Annotated in this window: 27 protein-coding genes; 13 read left to right on the top strand and 14 right to left on the bottom strand. The window is 68.0% G+C overall.

What is annotated here, in order from left to right:
* Nucleotides 1-179: 179 nt before the first annotated feature.
* Together NGM07_RS03310 and NGM07_RS03305 are read right to left on the bottom strand one after the other, a co-directional pair.
* Nucleotides 180-809 (bottom strand): VOC family protein, encoded by a 630-nt coding sequence (locus NGM07_RS03310; protein ID WP_253517026.1) that lies wholly within the window; start codon nt 807-809, stop codon nt 180-182.
* A 77-nt stretch (nt 810-886) separates the two neighbouring features.
* Nucleotides 887-2,062, bottom strand: a complete 1,176-nt coding sequence (locus NGM07_RS03305; RefSeq protein WP_253517024.1) for a cystathionine gamma-synthase — start codon at nt 2,060-2,062, stop codon at nt 887-889.
* Between the two features lie 319 nt (nt 2,063-2,381).
* Here NGM07_RS03305 and NGM07_RS03300 point away from each other — a divergent pair, with 319 nt between their 5' ends.
* Nucleotides 2,382-3,365 (top strand): aldo/keto reductase, encoded by a 984-nt coding sequence (locus tag NGM07_RS03300; protein WP_253517016.1) that lies wholly within the window; start codon nt 2,382-2,384, stop codon nt 3,363-3,365.
* Between the two features lie 150 nt (nt 3,366-3,515).
* Here NGM07_RS03300 and NGM07_RS03295 read toward each other — a convergent pair whose 3' ends face one another.
* Nucleotides 3,516-4,076, bottom strand: a complete 561-nt coding sequence (locus NGM07_RS03295) for a metal-dependent hydrolase (protein ID WP_253517014.1) — start codon at nt 4,074-4,076, stop codon at nt 3,516-3,518.
* Nucleotides 4,077-4,276: 200 nt separating this feature from the next.
* Here NGM07_RS03295 and NGM07_RS03290 point away from each other — a divergent pair, with 200 nt between their 5' ends.
* Genes NGM07_RS03290 through NGM07_RS03265 form a run of 6 tightly spaced genes read left to right on the top strand, consistent with a single transcriptional unit; the run spans nt 4,277 to nt 8,430 of the window.
* Nucleotides 4,277-4,567, top strand: coding sequence for a 50S ribosomal protein L21e (locus tag NGM07_RS03290; protein ID WP_253517011.1), 291 nt, complete (start codon nt 4,277-4,279; stop codon nt 4,565-4,567).
* Nucleotide 4,568: 1 nt separating this feature from the next.
* Entirely contained in the window at nt 4,569-4,925 is a 357-nt protein-coding gene (locus NGM07_RS03285; RefSeq protein WP_253517009.1) for an RNA polymerase Rpb4 family protein, read from the top strand.
* Between the two features lie 43 nt (nt 4,926-4,968).
* A complete protein-coding gene (locus NGM07_RS03280) occupies nt 4,969-5,547 on the top strand; it encodes a DUF655 domain-containing protein (protein WP_253517007.1) in 579 nt (192 codons plus the stop codon).
* 54 nt (nt 5,548-5,601) lie between these two features.
* Complete coding sequence (rsmA, locus tag NGM07_RS03275) at nt 5,602-6,591, top strand: 16S rRNA (adenine(1518)-N(6)/adenine(1519)-N(6))-dimethyltransferase RsmA (protein WP_253517005.1); 990 nt, start codon at nt 5,602-5,604, stop codon at nt 6,589-6,591.
* Nucleotides 6,592-6,604: 13 nt separating this feature from the next.
* Nucleotides 6,605-7,795 carry a mechanosensitive ion channel family protein gene (locus NGM07_RS03270; RefSeq protein ID WP_253517003.1) on the top strand — a complete coding sequence of 397 codons (1,191 nt, stop codon included), beginning with the start codon at nt 6,605-6,607 and terminating at the stop codon, nt 7,793-7,795.
* The gene (locus NGM07_RS03265; RefSeq protein WP_253516990.1) at nt 7,792-8,430 is read left to right on the top strand and encodes a HemK2/MTQ2 family protein methyltransferase; all 639 of its coding nucleotides are present in this window, start codon (nt 7,792-7,794) and stop codon (nt 8,428-8,430) included. The genes NGM07_RS03270 and NGM07_RS03265 overlap by 4 nt, the downstream gene beginning before the upstream one ends.
* 13 nt (nt 8,431-8,443) lie before the next feature.
* Here NGM07_RS03265 and NGM07_RS03260 read toward each other — a convergent pair whose 3' ends face one another.
* Nucleotides 8,444-8,992, bottom strand: a complete 549-nt coding sequence (locus NGM07_RS03260) for a hypothetical protein (protein WP_253516989.1) — start codon at nt 8,990-8,992, stop codon at nt 8,444-8,446.
* 169 nt (nt 8,993-9,161) lie between these two features.
* On the opposite strand from NGM07_RS03260, the gene NGM07_RS03255 reads away from it, so the two are divergent.
* Both NGM07_RS03255 and NGM07_RS03250 read left to right on the top strand, forming a co-directional pair.
* Complete coding sequence (locus NGM07_RS03255) at nt 9,162-10,169, top strand: 5-methyltetrahydropteroyltriglutamate--homocysteine methyltransferase (protein ID WP_253516986.1); 1,008 nt, start codon at nt 9,162-9,164, stop codon at nt 10,167-10,169.
* The gene (locus tag NGM07_RS03250) at nt 10,166-11,233 is read left to right on the top strand and encodes a methionine synthase (protein WP_253516983.1); all 1,068 of its coding nucleotides are present in this window, start codon (nt 10,166-10,168) and stop codon (nt 11,231-11,233) included. Before NGM07_RS03255 ends, NGM07_RS03250 begins: the two co-directional genes overlap by 4 nt.
* A gap of 89 nt (nt 11,234-11,322) precedes the next feature.
* Here NGM07_RS03250 and NGM07_RS03245 read toward each other — a convergent pair whose 3' ends face one another.
* Entirely contained in the window at nt 11,323-12,492 is a 1,170-nt protein-coding gene (locus tag NGM07_RS03245) for an ABC transporter permease (protein ID WP_253516980.1), read from the bottom strand.
* 243 nt (nt 12,493-12,735) lie between these two features.
* Between NGM07_RS03245 and NGM07_RS03240 the strand changes: the two genes are divergently transcribed.
* Entirely contained in the window at nt 12,736-13,716 is a 981-nt protein-coding gene (locus tag NGM07_RS03240) for an ABC transporter permease (RefSeq protein ID WP_253516978.1), read from the top strand.
* A 113-nt stretch (nt 13,717-13,829) separates the two neighbouring features.
* Here the strand turns inward: NGM07_RS03240 and NGM07_RS03235 are convergent, their stop codons facing one another.
* Together NGM07_RS03235 and NGM07_RS03230 are read right to left on the bottom strand one after the other, a co-directional pair.
* Nucleotides 13,830-14,237: a hypothetical protein gene (locus NGM07_RS03235; RefSeq protein ID WP_253516975.1), complete on the bottom strand. Its 408-nt coding sequence runs from the start codon at nt 14,235-14,237 to the stop codon at nt 13,830-13,832.
* On the bottom strand, nt 14,234-16,624 hold the full coding sequence (locus NGM07_RS03230; RefSeq protein WP_253516973.1) for a penicillin acylase family protein: 2,391 nt from the start codon (nt 16,622-16,624) through the stop codon (nt 14,234-14,236). Before NGM07_RS03230 ends, NGM07_RS03235 begins: the two co-directional genes overlap by 4 nt.
* 140 nt (nt 16,625-16,764) lie before the next feature.
* On the opposite strand from NGM07_RS03230, the gene NGM07_RS03225 reads away from it, so the two are divergent.
* The 3 genes from NGM07_RS03225 to NGM07_RS03215 are packed head-to-tail and all read left to right on the top strand — an operon-like array spanning nt 16,765 to nt 19,190.
* Nucleotides 16,765-16,908 carry a hypothetical protein gene (locus NGM07_RS03225; protein WP_253516971.1) on the top strand — a complete coding sequence of 48 codons (144 nt, stop codon included), beginning with the start codon at nt 16,765-16,767 and terminating at the stop codon, nt 16,906-16,908.
* Nucleotides 16,898-18,640, top strand: a complete 1,743-nt coding sequence (locus NGM07_RS03220; RefSeq protein WP_253516970.1) for a sodium/proline symporter — start codon at nt 16,898-16,900, stop codon at nt 18,638-18,640. The genes NGM07_RS03225 and NGM07_RS03220 overlap by 11 nt, the downstream gene beginning before the upstream one ends.
* On the top strand, nt 18,630-19,190 hold the full coding sequence (locus tag NGM07_RS03215) for a hypothetical protein (RefSeq protein ID WP_253516968.1): 561 nt from the start codon (nt 18,630-18,632) through the stop codon (nt 19,188-19,190). The genes NGM07_RS03220 and NGM07_RS03215 overlap by 11 nt, the downstream gene beginning before the upstream one ends.
* Nucleotides 19,191-19,309: 119 nt before the next feature.
* On the opposite strand, the gene NGM07_RS03210 is transcribed toward NGM07_RS03215, so the two are convergent.
* The 7 genes from NGM07_RS03210 to NGM07_RS03180 form a co-directional block, all read right to left on the bottom strand.
* Entirely contained in the window at nt 19,310-19,816 is a 507-nt protein-coding gene (locus NGM07_RS03210; protein ID WP_253516965.1) for a high-potential iron-sulfur protein, read from the bottom strand.
* A 902-nt stretch (nt 19,817-20,718) separates the two neighbouring features.
* Entirely contained in the window at nt 20,719-21,429 is a 711-nt protein-coding gene (locus NGM07_RS03205; protein WP_253516962.1) for a glycerophosphodiester phosphodiesterase, read from the bottom strand.
* Between the two features lie 48 nt (nt 21,430-21,477).
* Nucleotides 21,478-21,942 (bottom strand): nucleoside-diphosphate kinase, encoded by a 465-nt coding sequence (gene ndk / locus NGM07_RS03200; RefSeq protein WP_253516960.1) that lies wholly within the window; start codon nt 21,940-21,942, stop codon nt 21,478-21,480.
* Nucleotides 21,939-22,136, bottom strand: a complete 198-nt coding sequence (locus NGM07_RS03195) for a 50S ribosomal protein L24e (protein ID WP_253516957.1) — start codon at nt 22,134-22,136, stop codon at nt 21,939-21,941. The genes ndk and NGM07_RS03195 overlap by 4 nt, the downstream gene beginning before the upstream one ends.
* Before the next feature lie 3 nt (nt 22,137-22,139).
* Nucleotides 22,140-22,367 (bottom strand): 30S ribosomal protein S28e, encoded by a 228-nt coding sequence (locus NGM07_RS03190; protein ID WP_115796086.1) that lies wholly within the window; start codon nt 22,365-22,367, stop codon nt 22,140-22,142.
* Between the two features lie 8 nt (nt 22,368-22,375).
* Nucleotides 22,376-22,738 carry a 50S ribosomal protein L7Ae gene (rpl7ae, locus tag NGM07_RS03185; protein WP_253516955.1) on the bottom strand — a complete coding sequence of 121 codons (363 nt, stop codon included), beginning with the start codon at nt 22,736-22,738 and terminating at the stop codon, nt 22,376-22,378.
* Nucleotides 22,739-22,913: 175 nt separating this feature from the next.
* Entirely contained in the window at nt 22,914-23,456 is a 543-nt protein-coding gene (locus tag NGM07_RS03180; protein ID WP_253516944.1) for a GNAT family N-acetyltransferase, read from the bottom strand.
* Nucleotides 23,457-23,769: the final 313 nt, after the last annotated feature.

Here is a 23,769-nt window from a genome sequence, read left to right as displayed (position 1 = left end):
GAGAATCCGAACCGCCACCGCACCCGCAGGCCACACGCCTCCCCAGCCGATTCCTTCGCTCGTGCCTGCGGCACTCGTTCAGTCATCCCTCGCGCGAAGAAGGCGCGGCCCCGCGGTTTGGGGCCGCGCCAGCGCGCGCCGGTTCTGAAAATCGAGAGAGCGATTCCCGGAGGTCGTCCTTACACGCCCGAACCGGTCGGCGCGTCGGGCAGTTCGTGCTTCTCGGCGTCGATGCCGAGTTCTTCGAGGGCCTGTTCGAGGTGGCGCTCCTCGGCGAAGTCGACGCCGTCCTCCACGCGGAGTCGCTGGGCGGTCGCCAGCACCTCGCCGCGGCGGTCGTCGGGGATGTCGAACTTGTCGACCGACAGTTCGATGACCAGGCCGTTGTGGTCCTGGGTGTACAGCGAGTGGAAGATGCCGCGGTCGAACTCGTTGTACCCGCGCCACTGCTCGTCCAGAGCCTCGCGGATTTCGACGAAGTCCTCGGCGTCGATGCTGAACGAGAGATGGTGGACCGCGCCTACGCCCGCGCGCTGGGGGCCGCGGTGGGACTGGCGGTCGTCGCTCACGAAGAACGTGATGATGCGGCCGTCGCCCGTGTCGAAGAACAGGTGGGTCGAACTCGGGTCGTCGAGGTTCGGCTGGCGGAGCACCAGCGGCATCCCCAGGATGTCGCGGTAGAACGCGATGGTGTCCTCGGTGTTCGAACCGATGAGCGTGATGTGGTCGGTGCCGGTGGTGTGGAATGCGCTGTCGGGGTGTTCGGCGGTGACTTCGAAGTCCTCGGCGCTTCGGCGTTCGTTACTCATGGCCGGTCCTAGTCGCCGGGACTCAATAGGTCTAAGGTAACACTCGCGTCACCTGCGCCGGGAAACGGAGTCGCCCGCTATCGGCCCGACCGCTCGATGGCCTGCTCCAGGTCCGCCTTCAGGTCCTCGACGTTCTCGATGCCGACGCTCGCGCGAATCAGGCCGTCGGTCAGCCCAGCGGCCTCCCGCTCTTCTTTGGGAATCGCGGCGTGGGTCATCGTCGCCGGCTGTTCGATGAGGCTCTCGACGCCGCCGAGGCTCTCGGCGAGCGCGAACACCTCGGTGTTGGACACCGCGTCGGCGGCCTCCTCCAGCGAGGCGTCGAGTTCGAAGCTGACCATCCCGCCGAAGTCGTCCATCTGCTCGGCCGCGAGGTCGTGGCCCGGGTGGGATTCGAGGCCGGGGTAGTAGACCCGGTCGACCGCCTCGTGGGCGTCGAGCCAATCGGCGAGTTCGCTGGCGTTCTCGCAGTGGCGGTCCATCCGCACGGGCAGGGTCTTCGTCCCGCGGAGCACGAGGAAACACTCGTGGGGGCCGGGTGTCGCGCCGACGCTGTTCTGGTAGAAGCCGAACTCCTCGTCGAGGTCGGAGTCGTTCGTCACCAGCGCGCCGCCTACCACGTCGGAGTGGCCGCCCATGTACTTCGTCAGCGAGTGGGCCACCGCGTCGGCGCCGAGGTCAAGGGGTCGCTGGAGGTACGGCGTCGCGAAGGTGTTGTCGACCACGCAGAGCGCGTCGCCGTCGTGGGCGACGTCGGCGGTGGCCTCGATGTCGACGATGTTGAGCAGGGGGTTCGTCGGCGTCTCGACCCACACCAGTTCCGTCTCGGGTCGCATCGCGGCCGCGGTTTCCTCGAGGTCGGTCATGTCCACGAAGTCGAACTCGAGGTCGTACTTGTCGTACACCTGGGTGAAGATGCGGTGGGTGCCGCCGTAGACGTCCTCGCTGGCGACCACGTGGTCGCCGGATTCGAGCAGGTTCAGCACGGTGTTTATCGCGCCCATCCCGCTGGAGAACGCCCGACTGTACTCGCCGCCTTCGAGGCTGGCCACGTTGGCCTCCAGGTCGGTCCGCGTGGGGTTGCCCGTCCGGGAGTACTCGTAGCCGCGGTGGTCGCCGGGAGCGTCCTGGACGTACGTGGAGTTGGCGTGAATCGGCGTCATCAGCGCGCCGGTTTCCTCGTCGGGTTCCTGGCCGGCGTGGATTGAGCGCGTCTCGAAGCGGAACTCCGAGTTCTCGTCGTTCTCGGTCATGTCCGAGCAGACGGACGGGCCGTAGGTCACTCTTGCCCTTTCGGACGCTACACTTCGACGACATCGGAGTCGACGTTCGACGCAGGCTGTTAGACCGCCGCCGACACGAATCATTTGCGCCGGTGATAGCTAACGCTCCGTCTCGGCGTCTCCTCGAATCGCCGCTGTTCTCCCACTGACTCGACATCCCTTCGCCTTTCCTCCGCTGTTCTGACGTCGTCGTCCGCGAACACGGACTCCCAGTCGATCTCCCCGTTCCGATTCCGGCAAACGACGCTCCGAGAGCAAGGCCGAAAGGGCCGCCCCGCGAGCCACGGGTATGGAGAAGCGCGAACTCGGCTCGACGGGCTACGACGTGACGGAAGTCGGCCTCGGCACCTGGGAGGTCGGCGGCGACTGGGGCGACGTCTCGGAGGAGGAGGGCAAGCGAGCCATCGAGGCCGCCCTCGACGCGGGTGTGAACTTCCTCGACACCGCCGACGTGTACGGCGACGGCCGGAGCGAGCGGCTCATCGCCGAAGTCCTCGCCGAACGCGACGAGGACCCCGTGGTCGCGACGAAGGCGGGTCGCCGCCTCGACCCCCACGAAGCCGAGCGGTACGACCGCGAGAATCTGGAGCGGTTCGTCGACCGGAGCCGCGAGAACCTCAAGACGGACGCGCTCGACCTCGTCCAACTCCACTGCCCGCCGACCGACGTCTACTACCGGCCCGAGACGTTCGAGGCGCTGGCCGACCTCCGAGATGCGGGGAGGATAGACCACTACGGCGTCAGCGTCGAGCGGGTCGAGGAGGGGCTGAAGGCCGTCGAGTACCCCGGCGTCGAGTCGGTCCAGATAATCTTCAACCCGTTCCGCCAGCGCCCCGCGGAACTGTTCTTCGACCGGGCGGCCGAGCGCGACGTCGGCGTCATCGTGCGCGTGCCGCTCGCGTCGGGACTTCTGACCGGGAACATCGACGCCGACGCCGAGTTCCCCGAGGACGACCACCGGAACTTCAACCGCGAGGGCGAGGCGTTCGACGTGGGCGAGACGTTCGCCGGCGTACCCTTCGAAACCGGGCTGGAGGCCGTCGACGCCCTGCGTGAGTACGCGCCCGAAGACGCCACGATGGCGCAGTTCGCGCTCCGGTGGATTCTGGACTTCGACGCGGTGAGTACCGTGATTCCGGGGTCGACGAGCCCCGAGCACGTCCGTCAGAACGTCGCGGCTTCGGCGCTCGACCCGCTCTCGGACGACCGACACGCCGGCGTCGAAGAAGTGTACGACGAGTACGTCCGCGAGCACGTCCACCAGCGGTGGTGAGTTCGTCATCGTTGCCGGCGTCTCGTCGGCGGCGATGACGAACCGATGACGGTGACGACCGCCGCGCGCCGGCGGTCGTCACCGTCCGTCGAAAACCGTCTCGGCGACGGTCTTCCTCACTACGACACGTCAACGCCCCGCCCTGCAACGTCACGCCGAGGGCGTCGAGGTCCGTGAATCCGTGTTCGCGTCCTTCCAGTACCACAGGCCGGCGTTGATCGCCAGGCCGGCGAGGAACAGCCCCCACGTGGCCCAGAACGACTTGTACCACACCACGTCCATCAGCACGATCTGACCGTTGTACAGCGGCCAGAACGGCTCGATGGGCTGGGCGACGTCGGGGGCCGACAGCATGTCGGCGAACAGGTGCGAGAGCCCCGCGACGAGGATGGCGATGACGCCGATGGAGTACGCGCTATCGGTCGCCCGCTCGGAGAACCAGTCCGAGCTCTCGCCTATCTTCTTGAACACCCAACCCAGCATCGGTCCCAGCACCACTGCGAATATCGCGACCGCCAGTATCGTGTGGACCACGCCGTGGTGGTGGATGCCGGCGAACCAGTTCGAGAGGTAGAGGTCCACGTCCGGTAACATCCCGAACCAGAAGCTCAGTCCGACGAACGTGGCCGCCGTCTTCGGCCGGTCGAGGAAGTACCACGCCGGCGCGAGCCAGATCAGTGCCATTCCCAGGTGACCGAGTACGTCGACCATGTTCGAACACAGGGGAGTCGGCCGGAAAGGACTGATGGCAGACGGAGCAGGCCGCTTAAATGCGGGTCGAGGTCGTCCGACTGGGGCGCGCGCCGCCCCGACCGTCGACCCCCGTCCGGCCGAGACCGGCGGCTCTCGGCTTCCGAGAAGCGCGGAACGTGTCTTTTATAACGGAGACAGGACAAGAGGGACGTACGACTATGCCGAGTTCGAACGGACCCTACCACAGCACCCGCAACAAGCTCTCGAACGACCCGCGGGAGAGCGGTACCTCTCCGCCCCAGCGCGCCGTCCAGCAGTTCGAGGAGGGCCAGAAGGTCCACCTCAAGATCGACCCGAGCGTCGAGAAGGGCCGCTTCCACCCCCGCTTCAACGGCCAGACCGGCGAAGTGGAGGGCAAGCAGGGCGCGGCGTACAAGGTCTCCATCAGCGACCGCGGCAAGCGCAAGACCCTCATCGTCACGCCCGCCCACCTGAAGGCCCAGCAGTAGCATGACCATCTTCAAGGAGAAGCTCGACGAGGAGTACCTGACCACCGCGGAGGCCAAGGAGCTGCTGGCGGAGGTCGAACAGGAGCGCGCCCTCGACGAGGACCGCGAGATGCGCTACGAACTCGCTCGCGCCATCGAGCACGTCAACCGCTTCGCGGTGCTCGACCCCGAGGAGTCGCGCGAACTCGTCACGGAACTGCAAGAGTTGGAGAAGGTCGACGAGGCGACGGCCTACAAGATCGCCGACCTCCTGCCGAAGGACCGCGACGAACTCCGCGCGGTGTACGCTCAGGAGCGCTACACCCTCTCGGGCGACGAACTGGACGACATCCTGAACGTCGTGGCGAAGTACGAGTAACCTGGGCGACTCTTTAAGTATTTCGTCGCCGTATTTCTCGCCAATGAGCGAAGGGAACGACGACGGTGACGAGCGGGTGCCGGCGGTCGTGCTCGACTATCTCCCGCACGGCCACCCCGACGACGACAGGCCACAGTACCAGAAGCCGCCGCTCGCGCAGGCGGTCGGAGTGGAGGACTTTCGGCTGTTCGAGGTCACGCTCAAGGAGGACGTGAGCGTCGGCGTCGGCGACCGCATCGACGCCGACCGCTCGAACGACATCGTCTCGCGGTTGCAGGAACTCGACTACGAGGACCTCTCGCGGGCGAGCCACTCGGAACTCGAACACGCCGTGCGGGACATCGTCGAGAGCGACGAGCGGCGGTTCGTCGACTTCTACAACGACGCCCAGCCCATCACGCTCCGGCTCCACCAGTTGAATCTTCTCCCCGGCATCGGCAAGAAGCTCCGGAACAACATCCTGGAGGAACGAAAGCGCAAGCCCTACGAGAGCTTCGAGGACCTCGAAGACCGGGTGTCCGGGCTCCACAACCCGAAGGAGGTCCTCATCGAGCGCATCGTCGAGGAAATCCGGGCCGACGACCTGAAGTACCGGACGTTCGCCCGGCGCGCCGAGCAGTAGCCGGCAGTACCCGACTCGGTGGCTTTACGCACCTCCGGTCGCTACTCGCAGTCGATGACCGATTCGCCCGAAGCGCCGACGCCGCGCGACCCCGACGCGCTCATCCGACGCGCGGGCGTCCGCGCCGACACCGACCGCGACCAGCACTTTCTCGTCGACGACCGCGTGCTCGACCGGATTCCGGGGTACGCCGAGGTGTTCGACGCCGACGTGAGCGGCGAAACCGGCGACGGCGAGCGCGGGAGCGAGGGCGACGGCGACCGCGACGCGAACGGCGAGGACGCGTCCTCGCCGTTCGCGCACGTCCTGGAAATCGGGGCCGGACCGGGCGCGCTGACCGACCGACTCCTCGCGGTCGCAGACGAGGTGACCGTCGTCGAACGCGACCCGGACCTCGCCGCCCACCTGCGCGAGGAGTTCCGCGAGGAGATCGACGCCGGGCGACTCACCGTCGTGGAGGGCGACGCCCTCTCGGTCGACCTCCCGGACTTCTCGGCGTGCATCTCGAATCTCCCCTACGGCGTCTCCAGCGAGATCGCGTTCCGCCTCCTGCCGAAGAAGAAGCCGCTCGTGCTGATGTTCCAGAAGGAGTTCGCCGACCGGATGGCCGCCGAGGCCGGCTCGGACGACTACGGTCGGCTGTCGGTGACCGCCCAGCACTACGCCGACGTGGAGGTGGTCGAACCGGTGCCGAAGGAGGCGTTCTCGCCCGCGCCGCGGGTCCAGAGCGCCGTCGTCCGGACGACGCCCCGCGACCCCGACTACGAGGTCGACGACGAGGCGTTCTTCCTGCGGTTCGTGAAGGCGCTGTTCACCCAGCGCCGCAAGACGCTTCGCAACGCCATCCGAAACACGCCCCACATCTCGGGGCTGGACGACGCCGACGCCGTCGTGGACGCCATCGCGGCGGGCGAAACCGACCTCGACCCCGACGTGCTGGGTCGCCGCGCGGGCGAGATTCCGCCGAAGACGTTCGCGGCGCTCGCCGAAGTCGCCGCCGAGTACGGCGTCGACCGGCCCCGGGAGGCGGGTGAGACGACGTGAGGGGTGACGCGCCGTGACCTCCGCCCTCGGCATCCTCGCCGTCATCGACCGGCTTCGCCAGTTCGCCAACCAGCCGGAGGTCCAGACGGCGGTGACCGCCGGCATCCTCCTCGCGGTCGCGGCCGGCCTCTACTCGGTCCGGTACCTGCGCTCGAAGTTCCGCGACCGACTGCCCCACCACGTCGCCGACGTCGTGCTGACCGCCGTCGTCGGCGTCATCGCGCTCGGCGCCACCGTGGCGATTCTCGTGCTGTGGGGACTCGTCGACAATGCGACCCAGGCGCTCGACCAGATCGGCGCGACCGTCGGCAACGGCTTCAAGATTCTTCTGGCGCTGTCGCTACTGGCGGCCGCGTACGTCGTCAGCGGCTTCGTCAAACGGGCCATCGAGCGGTTCACCGACAGCCACGAGGCCATCACGAGACACCAGAGCGAGATCGTCTACCGCGTCTCCCAACTCGGCGTCTACGTCGCCGCGGTGGCGGCCATCCTCGGGATGTGGAACGTCGACCTCAGCGGGCTGATAGTCGGCGCCGGGTTCCTCGGCATCGTCGTCGGTATGGCGGCCCGCCAGACGCTCGGCGCCCTGCTCGCCGGCTTCGTGCTGATGTTCTCCCGGCCGTTCGAGATCGGCGACTGGGTCGAGATAGCCGAGTCGGAGGGCATCGTCACCGACATCTCCATCGTCAACACCCGCATCCAGACGTTCGACGGCGAGTACGTGATGATCCCCAACGACATCGTGAGCGGCGAGAAGATCGTCAACAAGAGTCGGAAGGGCCGTCTGCGAATCGGCGTCGAGGTCGGCGTCGACTACGACACCGACGTCCGGGCGGCCGCCGACCTCGCCGCCGACACGATGAAGGAGATGGACGAGGTGCTGACGGTGCCGACGCCGCAGGTCGTCCTCCAGCAGTTCGGCGACTCCTCTGTGGTCCTGTTGCTGCGGGCGTGGATAGACAAGCCGAGCGCGCGCCGCCAGTGGCGGGCGCGCACCGCGATGATCGAGGAGGTCAAGCGGGCGTTCGACGAGGCGGGCATCAAGATTCCGTACCCCCAGCGCGAACTCACCGGCCGCGAAGAGTCCGGTGGCCTCCGGCTTTCCGGCGAACCGGTCGCGGCCGAGACGGTCGCGCCGAACGGCGGCGAACGCGCCGACAGCGAAAGTGAGCGGACCGCGACCGCCGAGGAGGGCGAGCAGTGACCGACCTCGCCGAGCGCCGGGGCGTCGAAACCGAGGTGTATCAGCCGGCCGAGGACTCGCACCTGCTGGCGGAGGCGGCCGCGGCCGACCTCCGGGGAGGTGCGGAAGACGGCCCGTCGAACGACGCCCGCGCGACCGTCGCCGGCGACGGTCGCGCGGGACGCCCACTCGTCCTCGAAGTCGGCACGGGGTCGGGCTACGTCGCAGCGTACGTGGCCGAGAAGACCGGCGCGCGGGTCGTCGGCTCCGACCTCAACCCTCACGCCTGCGCGCAGGCGCGCGAACGCGGCGTCGAAGTCGTCCGTGCCGACCTCCTCTCGGCGTTCGCCGACGGCGCCTTCGACGCCGTCCTGTTCAACCCGCCGTACCTGCCGACCGACCCCGAAGCCGAGCAGGACGACTGGATGGAGGTCGCGCTCTCAGGCGGCGAGTCCGGCCGCGAGGTGGTCGAACCCTTTCTGGCGGCCGTCGGGCGCGTGCTCGCGCCCGACGGCGCGGTCTACCTGCTGGTGAGCAGTCTCGCGGGCGTCGAGGAAGTCGTCGAACTCGCGGCCGACGCCGGTTTCTCGGCGGTGGCGCTGCGCGACGAGTCGTTCCCCTTCGAGACGCTGTCGGTGCTGAAACTCGTCCGCTGAGACCGCGGCGGGGTCACGCCGCGGCGGTCGCGTTTATCGGGTTCGGGAGTCGGTGGAGGTCGGCGGTCGTCCCGTCGTACTCCACGGTCCGTATCGTCCGGCCGTTCACCGCGACCTCGAACCGCGAGTAGTTGGTCGGGAGACTCGTCGCCAGTCCGATTTCCGTCTCGGCGAGCCGACAGCGGTCGAGGAGCCTCTTCTCCTTCGCGGACCGGTTCTCGACGGGCACCGTCCGGAAGTCGATGCGGTAGGCCCGCGGCCCCGTTCGGCTCACGTCCGGTTCGACGGTCCGGTTCCGGTCGTGGACGACGGTGGCGTTCAGCGTCACCGCGAACGACTCGCCGACCGCCACGTCGTGGACCCATCCGGCATTCGGGGTGGTATTGCCCGACGCGCAGTCCGGTCCGGCGGACCACAACGAGAGCGGCGGCGAATCGGGGTTCGGACCGGGGTTCGAATCGGTCGGCGAGCGCGAGAGCGCGGCGGAACCGGGTCCGAGCGCGCCGCCGACGGCGGCGCCGAGGAGGAACGCGACGACGAGGGCGGGAGGAACTTCCTTCATCGAGGGATACGTCCGGATACTAACGGGAAAAGGATGCCGTGTTCGACTCGTTCCAAGTTACTCGCCCCGGGACCGCGTCCGGTGGTCCGTGTTAACCCTTGACTATGCTCGGTGGTTATTTTCCGGAGAGGAAAATATTAAGCACCGTCATTCCGTACGACGGGATACGATGACAGAGCGAGTCTCGACCACGGCCGGGGTGTATCCGCTCCCGGACTGGGCGAAAGACGACCTCGCGGACCTCAAGGGCCACCAGAAACACGACCTCGTCGACGGCGACGAGGGCGAAGACGTGCTGGCGGTCTACGACCGCGCCCGCGAGGAGGTAATCGACCGACAACAGAACGCCGGACTCGACCGGGTCGTGGAGGGACAGCTCCGCTGGGACGACATGCTCGCCCACCCGCTCGCGGTCCACGACAGCGTCGAAACCCGCGGTATCGTCCGGTACTACGACAACAACAACTTTTACCGCGACCCCGTCGTGACCGACGAACTCACCTTCGACGGCGACGTCGCCGCCGACCTCGAAGCCGCGAGCGAGTTCGCCGACGCCGGCGAACTCCAGGCGGTCGTCCCCGGTCCCTACTCGCTGGCCGACCTCGCCACCGACGAGTACTACGGCGACGAAGACGACTTCCTCGCCGCGGTCGCAGACTTCCTCGCCGGCGAAGTCGAGGCGTTCCCCGAGGTCGAGACGCTGACCCTCCTCGAACCCTCGCTCGTCGTGAACTCGCCCGCGGAGGGCGAGGACGAGCGCGCCAGCGAGGCCGTGGACGCCGTCGCCGGCGCGGCCGACGCGGACACCGACGTCGTCGTCCAGACCTACTGGGGCGCGCTGGAGGAGAAGGTCCACGCCCACCTCCTGGACGCCGACTTCGACGCCGTGGGTTACGACTTCGTGACGAACCACGAGGACAACCTCTACAACATCAACGAGTACGGCACGAAGGACTCCATCGCGGCGGGCGTCGTCGACGGCCAGAACACGCTGGTCGAAGAGCCGGAGGCCATCGCCGAGCGGGCCGACTGGCTCGAAGAGAACACCCCCGCGGCCGACTTCGAGACGGTGTATCTGACCCCGAACACCGAGCTGTTCTACCTGCCGTACTCGACGTTCGAGGAGAAACTCGCCGCGCTGGGCGAAGCGACCGAGATCGCGGAGGTGAAAGCATGAGCAACAACCGAGACCAGTTCCGACCCGAAAACCACCCGAACGAGCACTTCCTGCTGACGACCGTCGTCGGCAGCTACCCCAAGCCCAAGTGGGTCGACCGCGCCCGCGACCTCCACGAGGACCCCGAAGCGGACTTCGACGACGACGCCTGGGAGGAGGCCAAAGACGACGCCGCGCGACTCATCACCGACGAACACGAGCGCGCCGGCCTCGACGCGGTCGTCGACGGCGAGATGCGCCGCAACGAGATGGTGGAGTTCTTCGCCCACCGCATCGAGGGCTACGAGTTCAACGGCCCCGTGAAGGTGTGGGGTCACAACACCTTCGACAAGCCGTCGGTCGTCTCCGAGGTCGAGTACGACGAGACGTGGCTCGTCGACGAGTACGAGTTCACCGCGAGCGTCACCGACAAACCGGTCAAGGTGCCTATCACCGGTCCGTACACGCTGGCCAACTGGTCGTTCAACGAGGCCTACGAGGACGACGAGGAACTCTCCCACGCGCTCGCCGACCTCGTCAACGAGGAGGTCGAGAAACTGGTCGACGCCGGCGCGCGCTACATCCAGATCGACGAACCGGCGCTCGCGACGACGCCGGACGACCACGCCATCGTCGGCAATTGCCTGGAGCGCATCGTCGAGGGCATCCCCGAGGACGTCCGAATCGGCCTCCACGTCTGTTACGGCGACTACTCGCGCATCTACCCCGAGATTCTGGATTTCCCGGTCGACGAGTTCGACCTCGAACTCGCCAACGGCGACTACGACCAGCTCGACGTGTTCAAAGAGCCCGAGTTCACCGCGGACCTCGCGCTCGGCGTGGTCGACGCCCACGTCGCGGAGGTCGAGTCGGTCGCCGAGATCAAGGAGAACATCCAGAAGGGCCTGGAAGTCGTCCCGCCCGAGCAGTTGACCGTCAGCCCCGACTGCGGGCTGAAGCTCCTCCCGCGCGAGGTGGCCTACCAGAAGATGGCCAATCTCGTCACCGCGGCCCGCGAAGTCGAGCAGGAACTCGACGCCGGCGAAATCGACGTCGAGCGGGCGGCCGCGCCCGCCGACGACTGAACGGCTCGTCCGAACCGCGGGCGGGTGACCGAGTCCCGAGCGTCGACCGCCTGCCAGGCCACCGAAACCGGACGTCGGTAGGGCGGCGGTCAGCGCCGGTTTTTAGGGTCGAGGGTGGTTTCCAGCGCGTCTCCCAGGACGTTGAACGCCAGCACCGTCGCTATCAACAGCACGGCCGGGAAGACCGTGACCCACCACGCCGGGTAGACCCCCAGGTCGCGAATTCCGAACGCGACGGTCTGTCCCCACGAGTGGACGGACGAATCGCCCAACTCCAGAAACGACAGCGACGCCTCGGTGAGAATCAGCATCGGTATCTGAAGCGTCGCGTTCGTGAGCACCGCTCCCGAGACGTTCGGCAGCAGGTGTCTCCGAACGACGGCGTACCGACCCGCGCCGACGCCTTCCGCGGCCCGTACGTACAGCGATTCTCGGAGTTCGAGCGCCTCGTTCCGGACCAGTCTGGCCAGGCCGCCCCAGTTCGCCAGTCCGAACACCCCGACCATCAGCAACAGTCGGTGGTCGCTGACCCACGGACGCATCACGAAGTAGACGAGGATGGTCGGCACCGTCTGGAGGACCTCCGCGAGACGCATCAGTACCGCGTCGGTGCGGTCGCCGGCGTACGCGGCGACGAGGCCGACCGCGACCCCGGTCGGCACGAGCAGCGTCGCGGAGACGAGAGCGACCTGTAGCGCCGTCCGCGTCCCGAAGACGACGAACGGGACGACGTCCTTGCCCGTGTACGTCGTCCCCAGGGGGTAGCGCCACGTGCCGTGGCAGCGCCCGTCGGTCACGCGACCAAGGCAACTCGTGACGGACTCGGCGTCGACCGAGACTCCGACCGGGGGCTGATAGGAGTGCAGGAGGTGGAGCTTCGGCTGGGAAACCACGAGCGGGCCGACGAGACCGACCGTCAGGAACGCCAGGACGTACAGGAGGCTCGCGACGCCGACTCGACTCGTCCGGAGCCGCGACCAGTACCGCCGCGTCGTTCGTCGATTCCGGACGAGCGGAACCGCGAGGAACGCGACGACCGCGAGCAGCGACGCGGCCGTGAGCCAGTCGAGCCAGGACGGGTCGACGCCGAGCGGGATTCGACCGAACCCGAGTCGCTCGTAGCAGTAGCCGGCCGCGAGGAGGCCGAAACCGACGACGAACAGGCGGACGTTCCACCGGACCCGGTGTGCGGCCCCGTCGACGGCGTCCCAGTCGACGTTCGCGAACGATTCGGCGCTGGTATCGGGAGGGGGACCCATCTGGGAGTATCGGAGAACGGTCGCTCGCCGAACATAAATATTTATTTTCGTTGACCATACAGACGGGGAACGTGTGCTGATACCAGTCGCCCGGTCACCTCCGGCAGGGGTCGTCGACTCGGCCTCACAGCGGTCGTTCGGCCGTAGTCGGAGACTTCGCCCCCCAGCGAGTCATCGCTACGCGGGGTTCGCGGTCGCCTGCCTCGCGCCGTTTCGCGGAACGCAGTTCAGGAGGTCGACGACGTGAGTCGACGAACGTTCGTCTGCTACCGTCTCGCCGGCATGGTCCTGACGGTCTGGGTCGTTCTCACGGTCGCGTTCGCGGTGATCGAAACCACGACCGACCCGATGAAAATCCGGGTCGCCCGCGCGGCGGCCATGAGCGGGCGGAACTCGACGGAGGCGGTGAACACCTACCTCGCCGCGACGAACCAGGACGCGCCCGTACTCCGGCGGTACGCCGACTGGTTGGTCGGCGTCGCGACGTTCGACCTCGGCCGGTCGTTCAGCGAAAACGCACCCGTGTCGGCGCTGGTGGCAGACCGCCTCGCGTTCACGCTGGTGTACTTCGTCCCGGCGCTGGTCTTCGCGGTGGTCGCGGGCACCGCGACGCGACTCTACACGGTGGCCGCCGAAGGCACTCGACTCCACCGACTGACCGACGGCGTCTCCTACGTCGCCGTGAGCATCCCGATGTTCCTGTTCGCTTACGTGCTGAAGTGGTGGGTCCTCCCATCGTACTACGTCGCGACGGGCGACGAGGTCGCCTACGTCGCCTCGGCCGGTCCGCTGGCACCGGCGAACCTCCAGGCCGCGGTCTATCCGGCGGTCGTCATGGGACTGTACCTGTTCGGCATCCAGTTGCGCCACTCCCGGACGGTGCTCGGCGAGTACGCGTCGGCGAAGTTCGTCAAGACGGCCCGGATGAAGGGGTCGGGCGTCTGGCGAGTGGGTCGACACATCTTCCGGAACGCGATGGTTTCGGTGCTGTCGCTGTTCTTCGTCGACCTGTTGGGCGCGGTGCTGCTGGCGGTCGTCGTCCTCGAAGCGGTCGCCAACGTCCCCGGGTTCGGGTCGCTGACCCTCGCGGCGATGCGCGGCGGTCACGACCTGCCGCTGATGCTCGGCGTGTCGCTGTTCCCGGTGGTACTCGGCGTCGTCGCGAACTTCCTTCAGGACGTCGGGTTCGTACTGCTCTACCCTCGGATCGACGCCGAGGACTGACGTCCCCGTCCTTCGTCGCCCGGAGCGAGAACGTCAGCGAGAGGTCGAACGGCGCGTCCTCGCGGTACTCGTCCACGCGCCCTCGAGTGGGGCACGGGCAGATGTGGTTTCGGTCAGACGACCCCGCGGACGAGCGACCCGAGCGTCGACGCGACGACTGGAATCGCGGCACTGACGTATAGCACCCGCCCCATCGCGGCGTACTCGACCAGTGCGCCGTGGGACGCGAGTAGGCCGACGAAGCAGAGCCACGCGAGGAGTCCGAAGGCGACGCCCGCGAGGACCGCGCGCTTTCCGTCCTTCGACACGAGTCCGACGAGCGCGCCGCCCAGCAGGAAGCCGAACCAGTGGACCCACGCGACCGCGAGGCCGACGATGGCCCCGAGCGCGAGCGCGCTCCAGCGCGCTCGCGCGTCCGACCGAATCTCCGCGAGAGCGGCCAAGAGGGCGCTACCGCTCCTGTCCCGCCCGCCGTCGCCGTTCTCGGGGGTCGCCGGTCGGCGGGCATCCAGTCGGCTCATCGGCCCTCACCGCCCGTCTCCTCGAAGCGAGTCGCGGTTTCGCCCGATACCTCCCGGCGCATCGGCTTGTACTCGCCGTCGGCCCACATCCGAAGCTGGTCGGCGTAGTGTTCGGAGAAGTACTCCCCGGAGTTGCCCCCCGGGAGGACGCACGCCGAGTCCGCGTCGGCGTCCATCGGCGAGATCATCCGCCAGCTACTGCCGACCGCCGACTCCTCGCGGTAGTTGTTCAGGGTGTAGGGAGAGCCATCGGTCGGGAGCGCGCGGTAGTTGAGGAACGACTGGTCGAGCGGGTGGGTGATCGCCGCGGTGGTGTTGACGTCGCCGTAGGTCGCACCGTCGTCGAGTTCGCCGAGGGTTTCCCGGAGCGCGCGGACCATCACCGTGTCGCGGCCCTCGTCGCCGAACCATCGGCTGTCGGCGTCGAGGCGCGCGAGCACCCAGTCGCTCGGGTAGTACTCCTCGCCCAGCCCCTTGCTCTCGAACTCGTCGCCGAACACCGCCTCGCGGTAGCGGTCGAACCACGTCGCGAACACCAGCGCGGCCCGCGAGTCTCGGACCATCCGATAGTCCCAGTCGCGAAGCGTAGCTACAGCATCGGCAAGGCCCTCGTGACCGTCGGCCGCGGCGACGAGCAGCGGCGTCACCTGCTCGGCGCGCTTCGAGTACGCGTCGCGCTGGAGGCGGCGCATGAACTGCGGGGTCATCGGTTTTCCGGACGCGGCCCGCCGGTCGAGCAGTTCGTAGAGCCGCTGGCCCCGGTAGGGCTGGCTGTAGCGCTCGCCGATGTAGTGGGCCGGGTCGTCGACGATGCGCTGGTTGGCGGTGCCGAGGTAGTCCGGGTTCTTCACGTGGGGCTTCTCCTCGAAGGGGACGAACCCCTCCCAGGAGGAGACGCCGAACGGTTCGAAGCCCTCCCACTCGGCCTCACCCGACGACCCGTCGAAGACCCGCGCGCCCCACACCTCCTCGCCGTCTATCGTGCGCCGGGGAATCCGGCCGGTGACGTAGTAGAGCGTGTTGCCCGCGCGGTCGGCGTAGACGACGTTCTGGGTCGGCAAGTCCATCTTCCGGGTGGCCGCCAGGAAGTCGTCCACGCCGCCGGCCCTGCTGTACTCGTGGATGGCCCTGGACGTCTCTGTGGCCGTGTGGCCGGTCCACGAGACGCCGACCTGCCGGCCGTGGCGCTCAATTACCGGACCGTGGACGGTCTTCTTCACGGTGACCGTGCGGTCCTCCCCGCCGGAGACCCCGACGGTTCGCTCCTCGGTGTCGAACTCCCGCCACTCGCCCCGGTAGCGGTACTCGCTCCCGTCGGCGCGGGTTTCGTACCGGTAGAAGTCGATGACGTCGGCGCCGGCGTTGGTGAACCCCCATGCCCCACGGTCGTTCTCGCCGATGACGACGAACGGCACGCCCGGGAACGTCACGCCGCGGACGCTCAGGTCGTCGGTCCGGAGGTTCATCTCGTACCAGACCGGCGGGGCCATCAGGGTGAGGTGCGGGTCGTTCGCGACGATGGGCTTGCCGCTGTCGGTGTGCTCGCCCGAGACGACCCAGCTATTCGACCCGATTCCGGGCGGCGACTCGAACCGCGAGAGCCAGTCGAGGAACTCTCGGTCGCCGGACGCGCCGCCGAACTCGCCGGACGGCGAGACGGTCCCGGCGGCCGCGCTCGGACTCGCCCCACCACCGTCGCGGATGATGGGCGCGTCGTGGTCGAGTCGGGCGGGGTACAGTTCCGAGACGGTCGACTCGTCGAACTTCTCGGCCAGCAGTTCCCGCCGGAGCGTCCCGAAGTTCCCGGTCAGCCCCCACGAGATCTGGGTTTCCATGAGCATCGTGTCGGCGGCGGTCCACGGGTCGGGGTCGTACTCCAGCAGGCCGAACTCGACCGGAAGCGCCTCCCGGTCGATGCAGGCGTTGACCCCGTCGACGAAGCAGTCGATGGCGTCGGCGGTCGCGTCGCCGTCGAACAGTTCGAGGTTGGCCTCGGCCGCGCCGACGAAGTCCATCTTCGCGTGGAACTCGTCGGAGTCGAGCGTGGCCTCGCCCACAACCTCCGAGAGTCGCCCGCGCATGACCCGGCGCTGGAGGTCCATCTGGAACAGCCGGTCGGCCGCCTGGACGTAACCGACCGCGAAGTAGAGGGCGGCCTCGTCGCCCGCTTCGACGTGGGGCGTACCGTAGTCGTCGTACCGGACCGTCGCCTCGCCGTAGGGGCTCTCGACCCGGCGGTTCGTCTCGTCGGTCGCGTCGCGCCACGCGGTTCCCGAGAACGGCGCGAACCGCTGGAGGTAGCCCCGGACCGGCGAGAGCGAGCCACCGACGGCCCCGCCGCCGACGATAGCGGCGACGAGCGCCCGTCGAGTGGTATCGATATCCATGGACGACCCGTAGGGGTTCTCACATAAAACGACTGTTCCACGCGTCGTGAGTTGTTCCGGGTTGTCGGTGTCGGCCGGCGCTCGAAATCACGGGGCACCGAAACGTAAATAATCTCGATTCGAGTATGCTAGCAGTGGACATGGCAATGAGTACTCTCGATTGGCTGGGTCTGTTCGGACCGTACGCGGTGTTCTTCGTGATGTTGGTAGTGTACTACGTCTGGGAGGGACGCCGCGAACGCGAACTCCGCGAGCGCTTCGAGGAGGGCGAGTATGCAAGGTAGCGGCGGCATCGCGGGCGAGGCCGGCGTCTGGGTGCTCGGCACCTTCGCGCTCTACCTCCTCGTCCTGCTGGGCATCGGCCTCTACTCGGCGCGGTTCATGGACTCGGTCGGCGACTACGTCATCGGCGGCCGCCAGATCGGCCCGGTCGTCACCGGCTTCTCCGAGCGCGCCTCCGAGATGAGCGGCTGGCTCACGCTGGGCGTACCCGCGAACGCCTACGGCACCGGCATCATGGCGTTCCTGAACGGCCTGGGCATGATTCCGGCCGACCTGCTGGCGTGGGCGGGTATCGCGAAGCGACTCCGGAAGTACACCGAAATCGTCCGGTCGGTCACGCTCCCGACGTTCTTCGAGACCCGACTCGACGACGACACCGGCTACGTCAAGGGCGTCTCGGCGGTCGTCCTGATGCTGTTCGAGGGCGGCTACGTCGGCGCCCAGATCGTGGCGGCCGGCACCCTGCTCCGGATTCTGACCGGCATCGAACCCTGGGTCGGCATCGTGGTCGGCGGCGTCATCGTCATCGGCTACACGTTCCTCGGCGGCTACTTCGCCGTCGCGTGGTCCGACTACTTCCAGGGGGCCATCATCCTGATGTCGTTCATCGCGCTGCCGGTCATCGCGTTCACCAGCATGGGCCTGCCGTTCGACGAACTCGCGCGGGTCGGCGAGGGGAGTCTGACCAGCATCACCGCCGGAGCGGCCGGATGGGCCGCGGTCTTCGGCATCATCAGCTACGCCGCCATCGGTCTGGGCGTGCCGGGCAACCCCCACATCATGGTGCGGTTCATGGGCATCGACCGGGTGAAGAACGTGCGACTCGCCGCGCTGGTCGCCCAACTGTTCATGTTCGCGGCGTACATCGGCGCGGCGCTGGTCGGCCTGTACGCCCTCGCCATGTTCGGCGAAGGCGCCATCACGAACCCGGACGCGGTGATGCCGATGCTCACCCTCGATCTGCTGCCCGGCGTCCTCGCCGGCGTCGTGCTGGCGGCGGCGCTGGCCGCGATGATGTCGAGCGCCGACTCCCAACTCCTCGTCGCCACCAGCGCCATCGTCGAGGACGTCTACCACGGGTTCCTCGACCGCGACGCGACCGAGGCGGAACTGGTCCGGTACTCGCGGTACGTCACCTTCGCGCTGGGCACCGCGAGCGTCGCGTTCGCCTACCTCGCCAAGAACACGCCCATCTACACGCTGGTGCTCGACTACGCGTGGGGCGGCCTCGGCGCGGCCATCGGCCCGACGGTCATCGCGACGCTGTGGTGGAAGCGGGTCACCGCCGAGGGGTCGGTCGCCAGCATGATAGTCGGGGCGTCCACGATGGTCCTCTGGACCCAACTGCCGACCGTGCTCGGCTGGGTCGGCCTGATGCCGCCCGAGTCGGCCGAGTTCTGGTACGGCCTCGTGACGGTGTACGGCCTCTTCCCGGCGTTCATCGTGTCGTCGCTCACGCTGGTCGGCGTCTCGCTGGTCACCCGGCCGCCGACCGGCGTCGACGAGGACTTCGAGGTGTTCGACAAGCCGCTGTCGGCAGTGGCCGCCGACGGCGGTGAGCCGACCGACGGTCGGCGAGCCTCGTCGGACCTCCGGTCCGACGGCGGCGAATCGTCCGACTACGCCACGGACGGAGGCACCGACTCGGACACCTCGCCGAAGGTCGTCACCGAGGCCGACAACATCCGCGGCCACGTCGCCGCGTCGGGCTACTGGAGCGACGATGAGCGCTGACCGCGCGGCCGACTCGGCGGCCGACCGGAGCGAGAGGGCCGACCAGAACGACGGAGCCGACGAAACCGACGAGCGGCCCGCCGGCGAGCGCCGCGACGAGGTCGGACTCCCGGTCATCCCGCCGTCGGTTCCGCGACAGGCGGTCGCGGCCGACGGCCGGGTCGGCGCCGTCGCCTACCCCTACCGGACGTACGAGGCCGAGGTCGAGGTCGCCCGACCCTTCATGAGTCCGCGACGCGACCGCTACATCGTCAGCGTCGACTGCTCGCGTCGGCTCCCGATGCGGGCCGACGCTTTCCCCGAAACCGAGGTTCGGACGGTCGAGGACGCGCTGGTGCTCCCCTCGGAGCTGTCGCCCGAGCAGGCCGACGAGAAGGCCCGGACGGCGGCGTTCGAGTGGACGTTCCGGACCTCGATTCTCTCCGACGTGCCCGAAATCGAGTTCGGGCGGGTCGCCGACGCCTACAAGCTGTTCTGGCTCGCCGAGCGCGACGACGGCGACGCCATCGTCGACAGCGTCCGCGGCACCGAGCGTCCCCTCGACGGGTAGCCACTCGACGAGGAGCGCCCGGCGATGGCACGCCATCGCCGGGCGCTCGGTCGGAATCGGTTCGCGTGCGTTCGGTTGGGGTCGGTTTCGGGCGCTCGGCCGTGGTCGTTTGCCGGTTCTCAGTCGGCCTCCGACTCGCTCTCGGCCGACACCCCCTCGACGGCCTCGTCGATGGTCTGCTGGTCGGCTTCCTCGTTCGGGTGGCGGTGGTACTCGCCGCGGACGAGGTCGGCGCCGGTCGGGTTCAACTGCTCGAACAGCCACGCGAACGCGGGTTCGCCCTCCGGCGGGACCCAGAGTTTGCACCACCCGCGTGGGTGGATGTGCTCGCCGCCGAAACGGTCGCCCTTCTTCCCGACGACGTGGCACCGGCCGCCCTCGCCGGGACTCCCCTCGCGCCAGAACCGACACCGGCCGCAGGACTCGCGCCACAGGTTCGGCGGCACCGGCGACTGGGGCAGGTACAGCGCCTCCTTCTTGCCGAACTTCTCCCCCGGCCGGTCGTGAGTGCGTCCGTGGATGTCCTCCGCCACGTTCGAGAGGCCCTCCTCGCCGTTCTTGAGGTACGCGAGCAGGACGCGGCTCGCGTGCGACGGCCACGAGACGTCGTCTTCGTTCTCCCCCATGGCCGCGGGTTCGACGTTTTCGGCTAAATGGTTAGTGGCGCGGCTCGCTCGGGGGTCGATGCTGGCGGTGTCGCCGTTCGCGCCGCCGACCGTACCGGCGCTGAGTCGGCCGCTGGTCGTCCCGACCCTGCTGGTCGGGTTGCTGTTGTCCGGTCCCCCGTTGGTCGGGTCGACCCTGTTGGTCTGCAGTGGCCGACGGACTCGGGTGGTGAGTCGACCCGACTCCTCGGTCGGTCGGTTCCCGGTCGGCCCTCGCTCGACCGGTGGGGCGCTGGCTCCTCGCGGCGAATTGGCCGGTCCGAGGGTCGCGCTGCCGCAGGTAGCGAGAGTGCTGAGACTGATAGCGTCGACCGCTCTCCGATTCCGGCTGTTCGGCGACGAACCGCCCCGTCGCGGGGTCGCGTCGCTGGCGTCGCGCCCGCCTCGACCGGGACGTGTCGCGGCGACGCTCCGACCGCGAGGCGTCGCGAGTTCGCTCCGTCTTCGGAGCGCCTTGGGACCGCGTGCGGTCGCTTCCGTGCCGCCGTCGTCGCTCACTGCGCTGGTCGTTCTCGGAAGCGAATCGACCCGTCGCGGAGTTGCGTCGCTGGCGTCGCGCCCGGTCATTTCGCGGGGTCCGGTCCCCGCCCGCGGTGTATCGTCGGCTCATCTGCCCTTCGTACCCCGGACGGCGGGAAAAGTGCGCCGTCCGTTCACTCCGGTTCCGCGAGGTACGACCCGCGTTCGCCGCCGGTATCGACCGATTCGCGTGCGAAACGCCGGCGTTCCGCGGATGGAGTGCGCGACAACGGGCGATTACGTCGAGTTCGCGGTACCGTCGCTCTCGCCACCCTCGGCTTTGTCGCTCGTCTCCGGACGGATGGGACCGTCCGTCCGTTCGGAACGGCGCCACCGCGGAGCGTTCACAGCGGTTCGGTTGCAACCACACCGTCGACGCCGCCCCGACTCAGCGCCCGCGCGAGCATCCGCGACCCGACCGGCCACGCGTGTACCGCCATACCGGCGTCGTGGGCGCGCTCGACCACGTCGGTCGCCAGGCACAGCGTCCAGTGGGGGAAGGCGTACTCGCAGTCGAGCGCGGCCGCGGTTTCGAAGTTCGAGTCCGGACGGAGGTCGAAGTTGTACGCCACCGGAATCGACTCGTCGAACATTCGGGTCCGCCAGAGCGGGTCGGGATGGAACGAGGCGACGACAGTGTCGTTCGGGACGCGCCGGGCGAGGTTCACCACGTCCGCCGCGACGCCGCGCTCCTTCAGGTCGAGGACGACACCGACTTCGGGCGGAATCGCGTCGAGCACGTCCGTCACCGGCGGAATCCCGTAGCTCGAATCCCCGACGTCGAGCGCGGCGAGTTCCGCCGCCGACAGTTCGTCGATGTCTCCCTCGCCGTCGGTGACGAATCCGACGTGGTCCCAGTGGGAGGCGACGAGTTCGCCCGACCCGCACCGCCGGACGTCGACCTCCACGGCGTCGGCGTGGTCGGACGCCTCCCAGGCGGCGCAGACGGTGTTCTCCGGGTACCGTTCGCCGAAGCTTCGGTGCGCGGTGACGTGCAGGCACGACGCTTCGTCGTCGCCGGAAAAAGACGTGACGGCGACCGAGAGCGGAGCCACCGCTGTCCGAACCGAGTCCGCGAAAAACGAAATCGAAAACCGACTAGTTCACTCGTAGAGCCACGTCTCGTCGACGCGCTCGTAGTCGACCAGTTCGTCCTCGTCGAAGAACAGGTCGATCTCGCGCTCGTTGGCGCCCTCGTCCTCGTGGTCCGAACCGTGGATGACGTTCCGGCCCAGGTCGAGTCCGAAGTCGCCGCGGATGGTACCGGGCGCCGACTCGGCGGGGTCGGTCTCGCCCATCATGGTGCGGACCTGACGGGTCGCGTCCTGGCCCTCCCAGACCATCGCGAAGACGGGACCCGACGTGATGAAGTCCACGAGGCCCTCGAAGAACGGCTTGCCCTCGTGCTCGCCGTAGTGTTCGTGGGCGAGTTCCTGGTCGATCTGCATGAACTTCCCGGCGACGAGCTTCAGGCCGCGGTCCTCGAATCGCGAGACGATCTCGCCGATGAGGCCGCGCTGGACGCCGTCGGGCTTGACCATCACGAAGGTGCGCTCTTCGTCGCTCACTGCTGGGCCTCGCCTTCGTTCGCACCGCCTTCCTCGGTCCACTCGAGGTCGCGGGGTTCGCGGCCGAGGTCGGCGTTCTTCTCGCACTTTGCCGAACAGTAGTGAATCGTGGTGCCGTCCGTGCGGACGAACATCGTGCCCGTGCCGGGCTCGATGTCGGCGCCGCAGTAGTCACACTCTCTCGTCTGGGGCATTGGTTACTGTCCTCCGATGGAGTCGGCTTCGCGGGCGGTCTCGCGGAGCTGGAGTACGTCGCCCTCGCGGACCGGGCCGAGGCAGTTCCGGGTGATGATCCGGCCCTGGTTCTCGCCCTCGCGGATGCGGCACTTGACCTGCATGGCCTCGCCGTGCATCCCCGTCTTGCCGACGATCTCGATCACTTCGGCGGGCGTGGAGCCCTCTTCTTCGGTCTCTTCTGCGCTCATGGTTCAGCTCACCGAAGGTCCTCGACCTTCTGGGCGATGTCTTCGATGTCGTCTTCGGCCTCGCCGGCGTCGACGACCGCCGCGGCGGCGCTGCCGACTTCGAGGCCGGCGGCGTGCCCGACGTCGTCCTGGGTTTCGACGAAGATGAAGGGGATGCCCTTCTCGTCGGCCAGCTCGGGGAGGTGCATGACGATCTCCTCGGGCTGGACGTCCTCGGCGATGTAGATGAGGTCGGCGTTGCCGCGCTCGACCGCCTTGGTCGTCTCGTTGGTTCCTTTCTTTACGCTACCTGTGTCTCGGGCGACCTCGAGCGCCTCGACGGCGCGGTCCTGGAGGTCGGCTGGGACGTCGAAGTTTACGTATACTGGCATAGGTTGTTCACCTCCCTGCACGTCGGCTCAGGCTCCCCTGCCGGGCGTATCCTGTGCGGCTAGGAGCATCATCAACCGCGCGCAGGTCGTACCATCTGGTTGTTCTTCCCCCCTTAAAAACGCTTTCAAATGGCCGTACGGCGTGCGAATAGAACGCAAGGCGTCTCGGCCCGTTCTACGTTCCCGCTCCGTCCCACTCCACGCGGAGCAGTCCGTACAGCACCGTGTCACGGTACGCCCCGTTCAGGAAGACGTGTTCGCGCAAGCGACCCTCCTCGCGGAATCCGAGTCGCTCCGCCAGCGCCCGCGACGCCTCGTTGAAGTCGACGATGCGCGCGTAGACGCGGTGAAGTCCGCGCGTCTCGAAGGCGTAGTCGAGTACCAGCGTCGCCGCCTCGGTGGCGTACCCGTTGCCCTGCGCCTCCGGGAGGAGCCAGTAGCCGAGTTCGCCGTGGTCGTGTTCGGTTCGGAAGATGCTCGTCCCTCCGATCGGCTCCGAGCCGTCTTTCAGACACACGATGAAACTGGCGTCTCCGTTGTCCGGAGCGATGTACGTCTCGTAGGACTCTTCGGTCTGCTCGCGCGTCTCCGGCGTCACGCGGGTCAGTGCGGTTCGAACCTCGGGGTCGTTCCGGGCGCGCTGGATGAATTCGACGTCCTCGCGCTCGGTGACTCGGAGTTCGACGCGCTCGCCGGAGAGGTAGACCGGTCCGGGCATACCGTCCGGTGGGGGTCGGGCGAGAAAGCCGTTTCCGTACGAACGGCCCGCGAGCGCTACTCGCATTCTCCATATGAGTACCACACCGCAACCACCGCGAGGGATGAGCGAGTGACCGCAGGGAGTGAGCGAATCGGCTGGGGAGGCGTGTGGTTCGCGGTTGCGGTGCGGTACTCAGTTGCGTCGTGCGAGTGGCGGTCACGGCTATCGTGGATACGCGGTAGATTCGGACGACGAGTCTTGGAGCGATTGTCGCTGTTCGCAAGCAGACGTTCTGACAGGTGTCGACCGTATTTGGGTAACGATGCGAACC

This window comes from Halorussus vallis (assembly GCF_024138165.1).
Lineage (GTDB): Archaea > Halobacteriota > Halobacteria > Halobacteriales > Haladaptataceae > Halorussus > Halorussus vallis.
This window is presented reverse-complemented; position numbering and strand designations above follow the sequence as displayed.

Excerpts from the sequence above, each read along its gene's own strand:
- NGM07_RS03280 (WP_253517007.1), top strand. The coding sequence starts at position 4,969 with ATGAGCGAAGGGAACGACGACGGTGACGAGCGGGTGCCGGCGGTCGTG.
- NGM07_RS03190 (WP_115796086.1), bottom strand. The coding sequence starts at position 22,367 with ATGAGCGCAGAAGAGACCGAAGAAGAGGGCTCCACGCCCGCCGAAGTG.
- NGM07_RS03255 (WP_253516986.1), top strand. The coding sequence starts at position 9,162 with ATGACAGAGCGAGTCTCGACCACGGCCGGGGTGTATCCGCTCCCGGAC.
- NGM07_RS03290 (WP_253517011.1), top strand. The coding sequence starts at position 4,277 with ATGCCGAGTTCGAACGGACCCTACCACAGCACCCGCAACAAGCTCTCG.
- NGM07_RS03220 (WP_253516970.1), top strand. The coding sequence starts at position 16,898 with ATGCAAGGTAGCGGCGGCATCGCGGGCGAGGCCGGCGTCTGGGTGCTC.
- NGM07_RS03310 (WP_253517026.1), bottom strand. The coding sequence starts at position 809 with ATGAGTAACGAACGCCGAAGCGCCGAGGACTTCGAAGTCACCGCCGAA.
- NGM07_RS03305 (WP_253517024.1), bottom strand. The coding sequence starts at position 2,062 with ATGACCGAGAACGACGAGAACTCGGAGTTCCGCTTCGAGACGCGCTCA.
- NGM07_RS03215 (WP_253516968.1), top strand. The coding sequence starts at position 18,630 with ATGAGCGCTGACCGCGCGGCCGACTCGGCGGCCGACCGGAGCGAGAGG.
- NGM07_RS03180 (WP_253516944.1), bottom strand. The coding sequence starts at position 23,456 with ATGCCCGGACCGGTCTACCTCTCCGGCGAGCGCGTCGAACTCCGAGTC.
- NGM07_RS03235 (WP_253516975.1), bottom strand. The coding sequence starts at position 14,237 with ATGAGCCGACTGGATGCCCGCCGACCGGCGACCCCCGAGAACGGCGAC.
- NGM07_RS03285 (WP_253517009.1), top strand. The coding sequence starts at position 4,569 with ATGACCATCTTCAAGGAGAAGCTCGACGAGGAGTACCTGACCACCGCG.
- rpl7ae (WP_253516955.1), bottom strand. The coding sequence starts at position 22,738 with ATGCCAGTATACGTAAACTTCGACGTCCCAGCCGACCTCCAGGACCGC.
- NGM07_RS03245 (WP_253516980.1), bottom strand. The coding sequence starts at position 12,492 with ATGGGTCCCCCTCCCGATACCAGCGCCGAATCGTTCGCGAACGTCGAC.
- NGM07_RS03295 (WP_253517014.1), bottom strand. The coding sequence starts at position 4,076 with ATGGTCGACGTACTCGGTCACCTGGGAATGGCACTGATCTGGCTCGCG.
- NGM07_RS03230 (WP_253516973.1), bottom strand. The coding sequence starts at position 16,624 with ATGGATATCGATACCACTCGACGGGCGCTCGTCGCCGCTATCGTCGGC.
- NGM07_RS03195 (WP_253516957.1), bottom strand. The coding sequence starts at position 22,136 with ATGCCCCAGACGAGAGAGTGTGACTACTGCGGCGCCGACATCGAGCCC.
- NGM07_RS03250 (WP_253516983.1), top strand. The coding sequence starts at position 10,166 with ATGAGCAACAACCGAGACCAGTTCCGACCCGAAAACCACCCGAACGAG.
- rsmA (WP_253517005.1), top strand. The coding sequence starts at position 5,602 with ATGACCGATTCGCCCGAAGCGCCGACGCCGCGCGACCCCGACGCGCTC.
- NGM07_RS03260 (WP_253516989.1), bottom strand. The coding sequence starts at position 8,992 with ATGAAGGAAGTTCCTCCCGCCCTCGTCGTCGCGTTCCTCCTCGGCGCC.
- NGM07_RS03300 (WP_253517016.1), top strand. The coding sequence starts at position 2,382 with ATGGAGAAGCGCGAACTCGGCTCGACGGGCTACGACGTGACGGAAGTC.
- NGM07_RS03225 (WP_253516971.1), top strand. The coding sequence starts at position 16,765 with ATGGCAATGAGTACTCTCGATTGGCTGGGTCTGTTCGGACCGTACGCG.
- NGM07_RS03210 (WP_253516965.1), bottom strand. The coding sequence starts at position 19,816 with ATGGGGGAGAACGAAGACGACGTCTCGTGGCCGTCGCACGCGAGCCGC.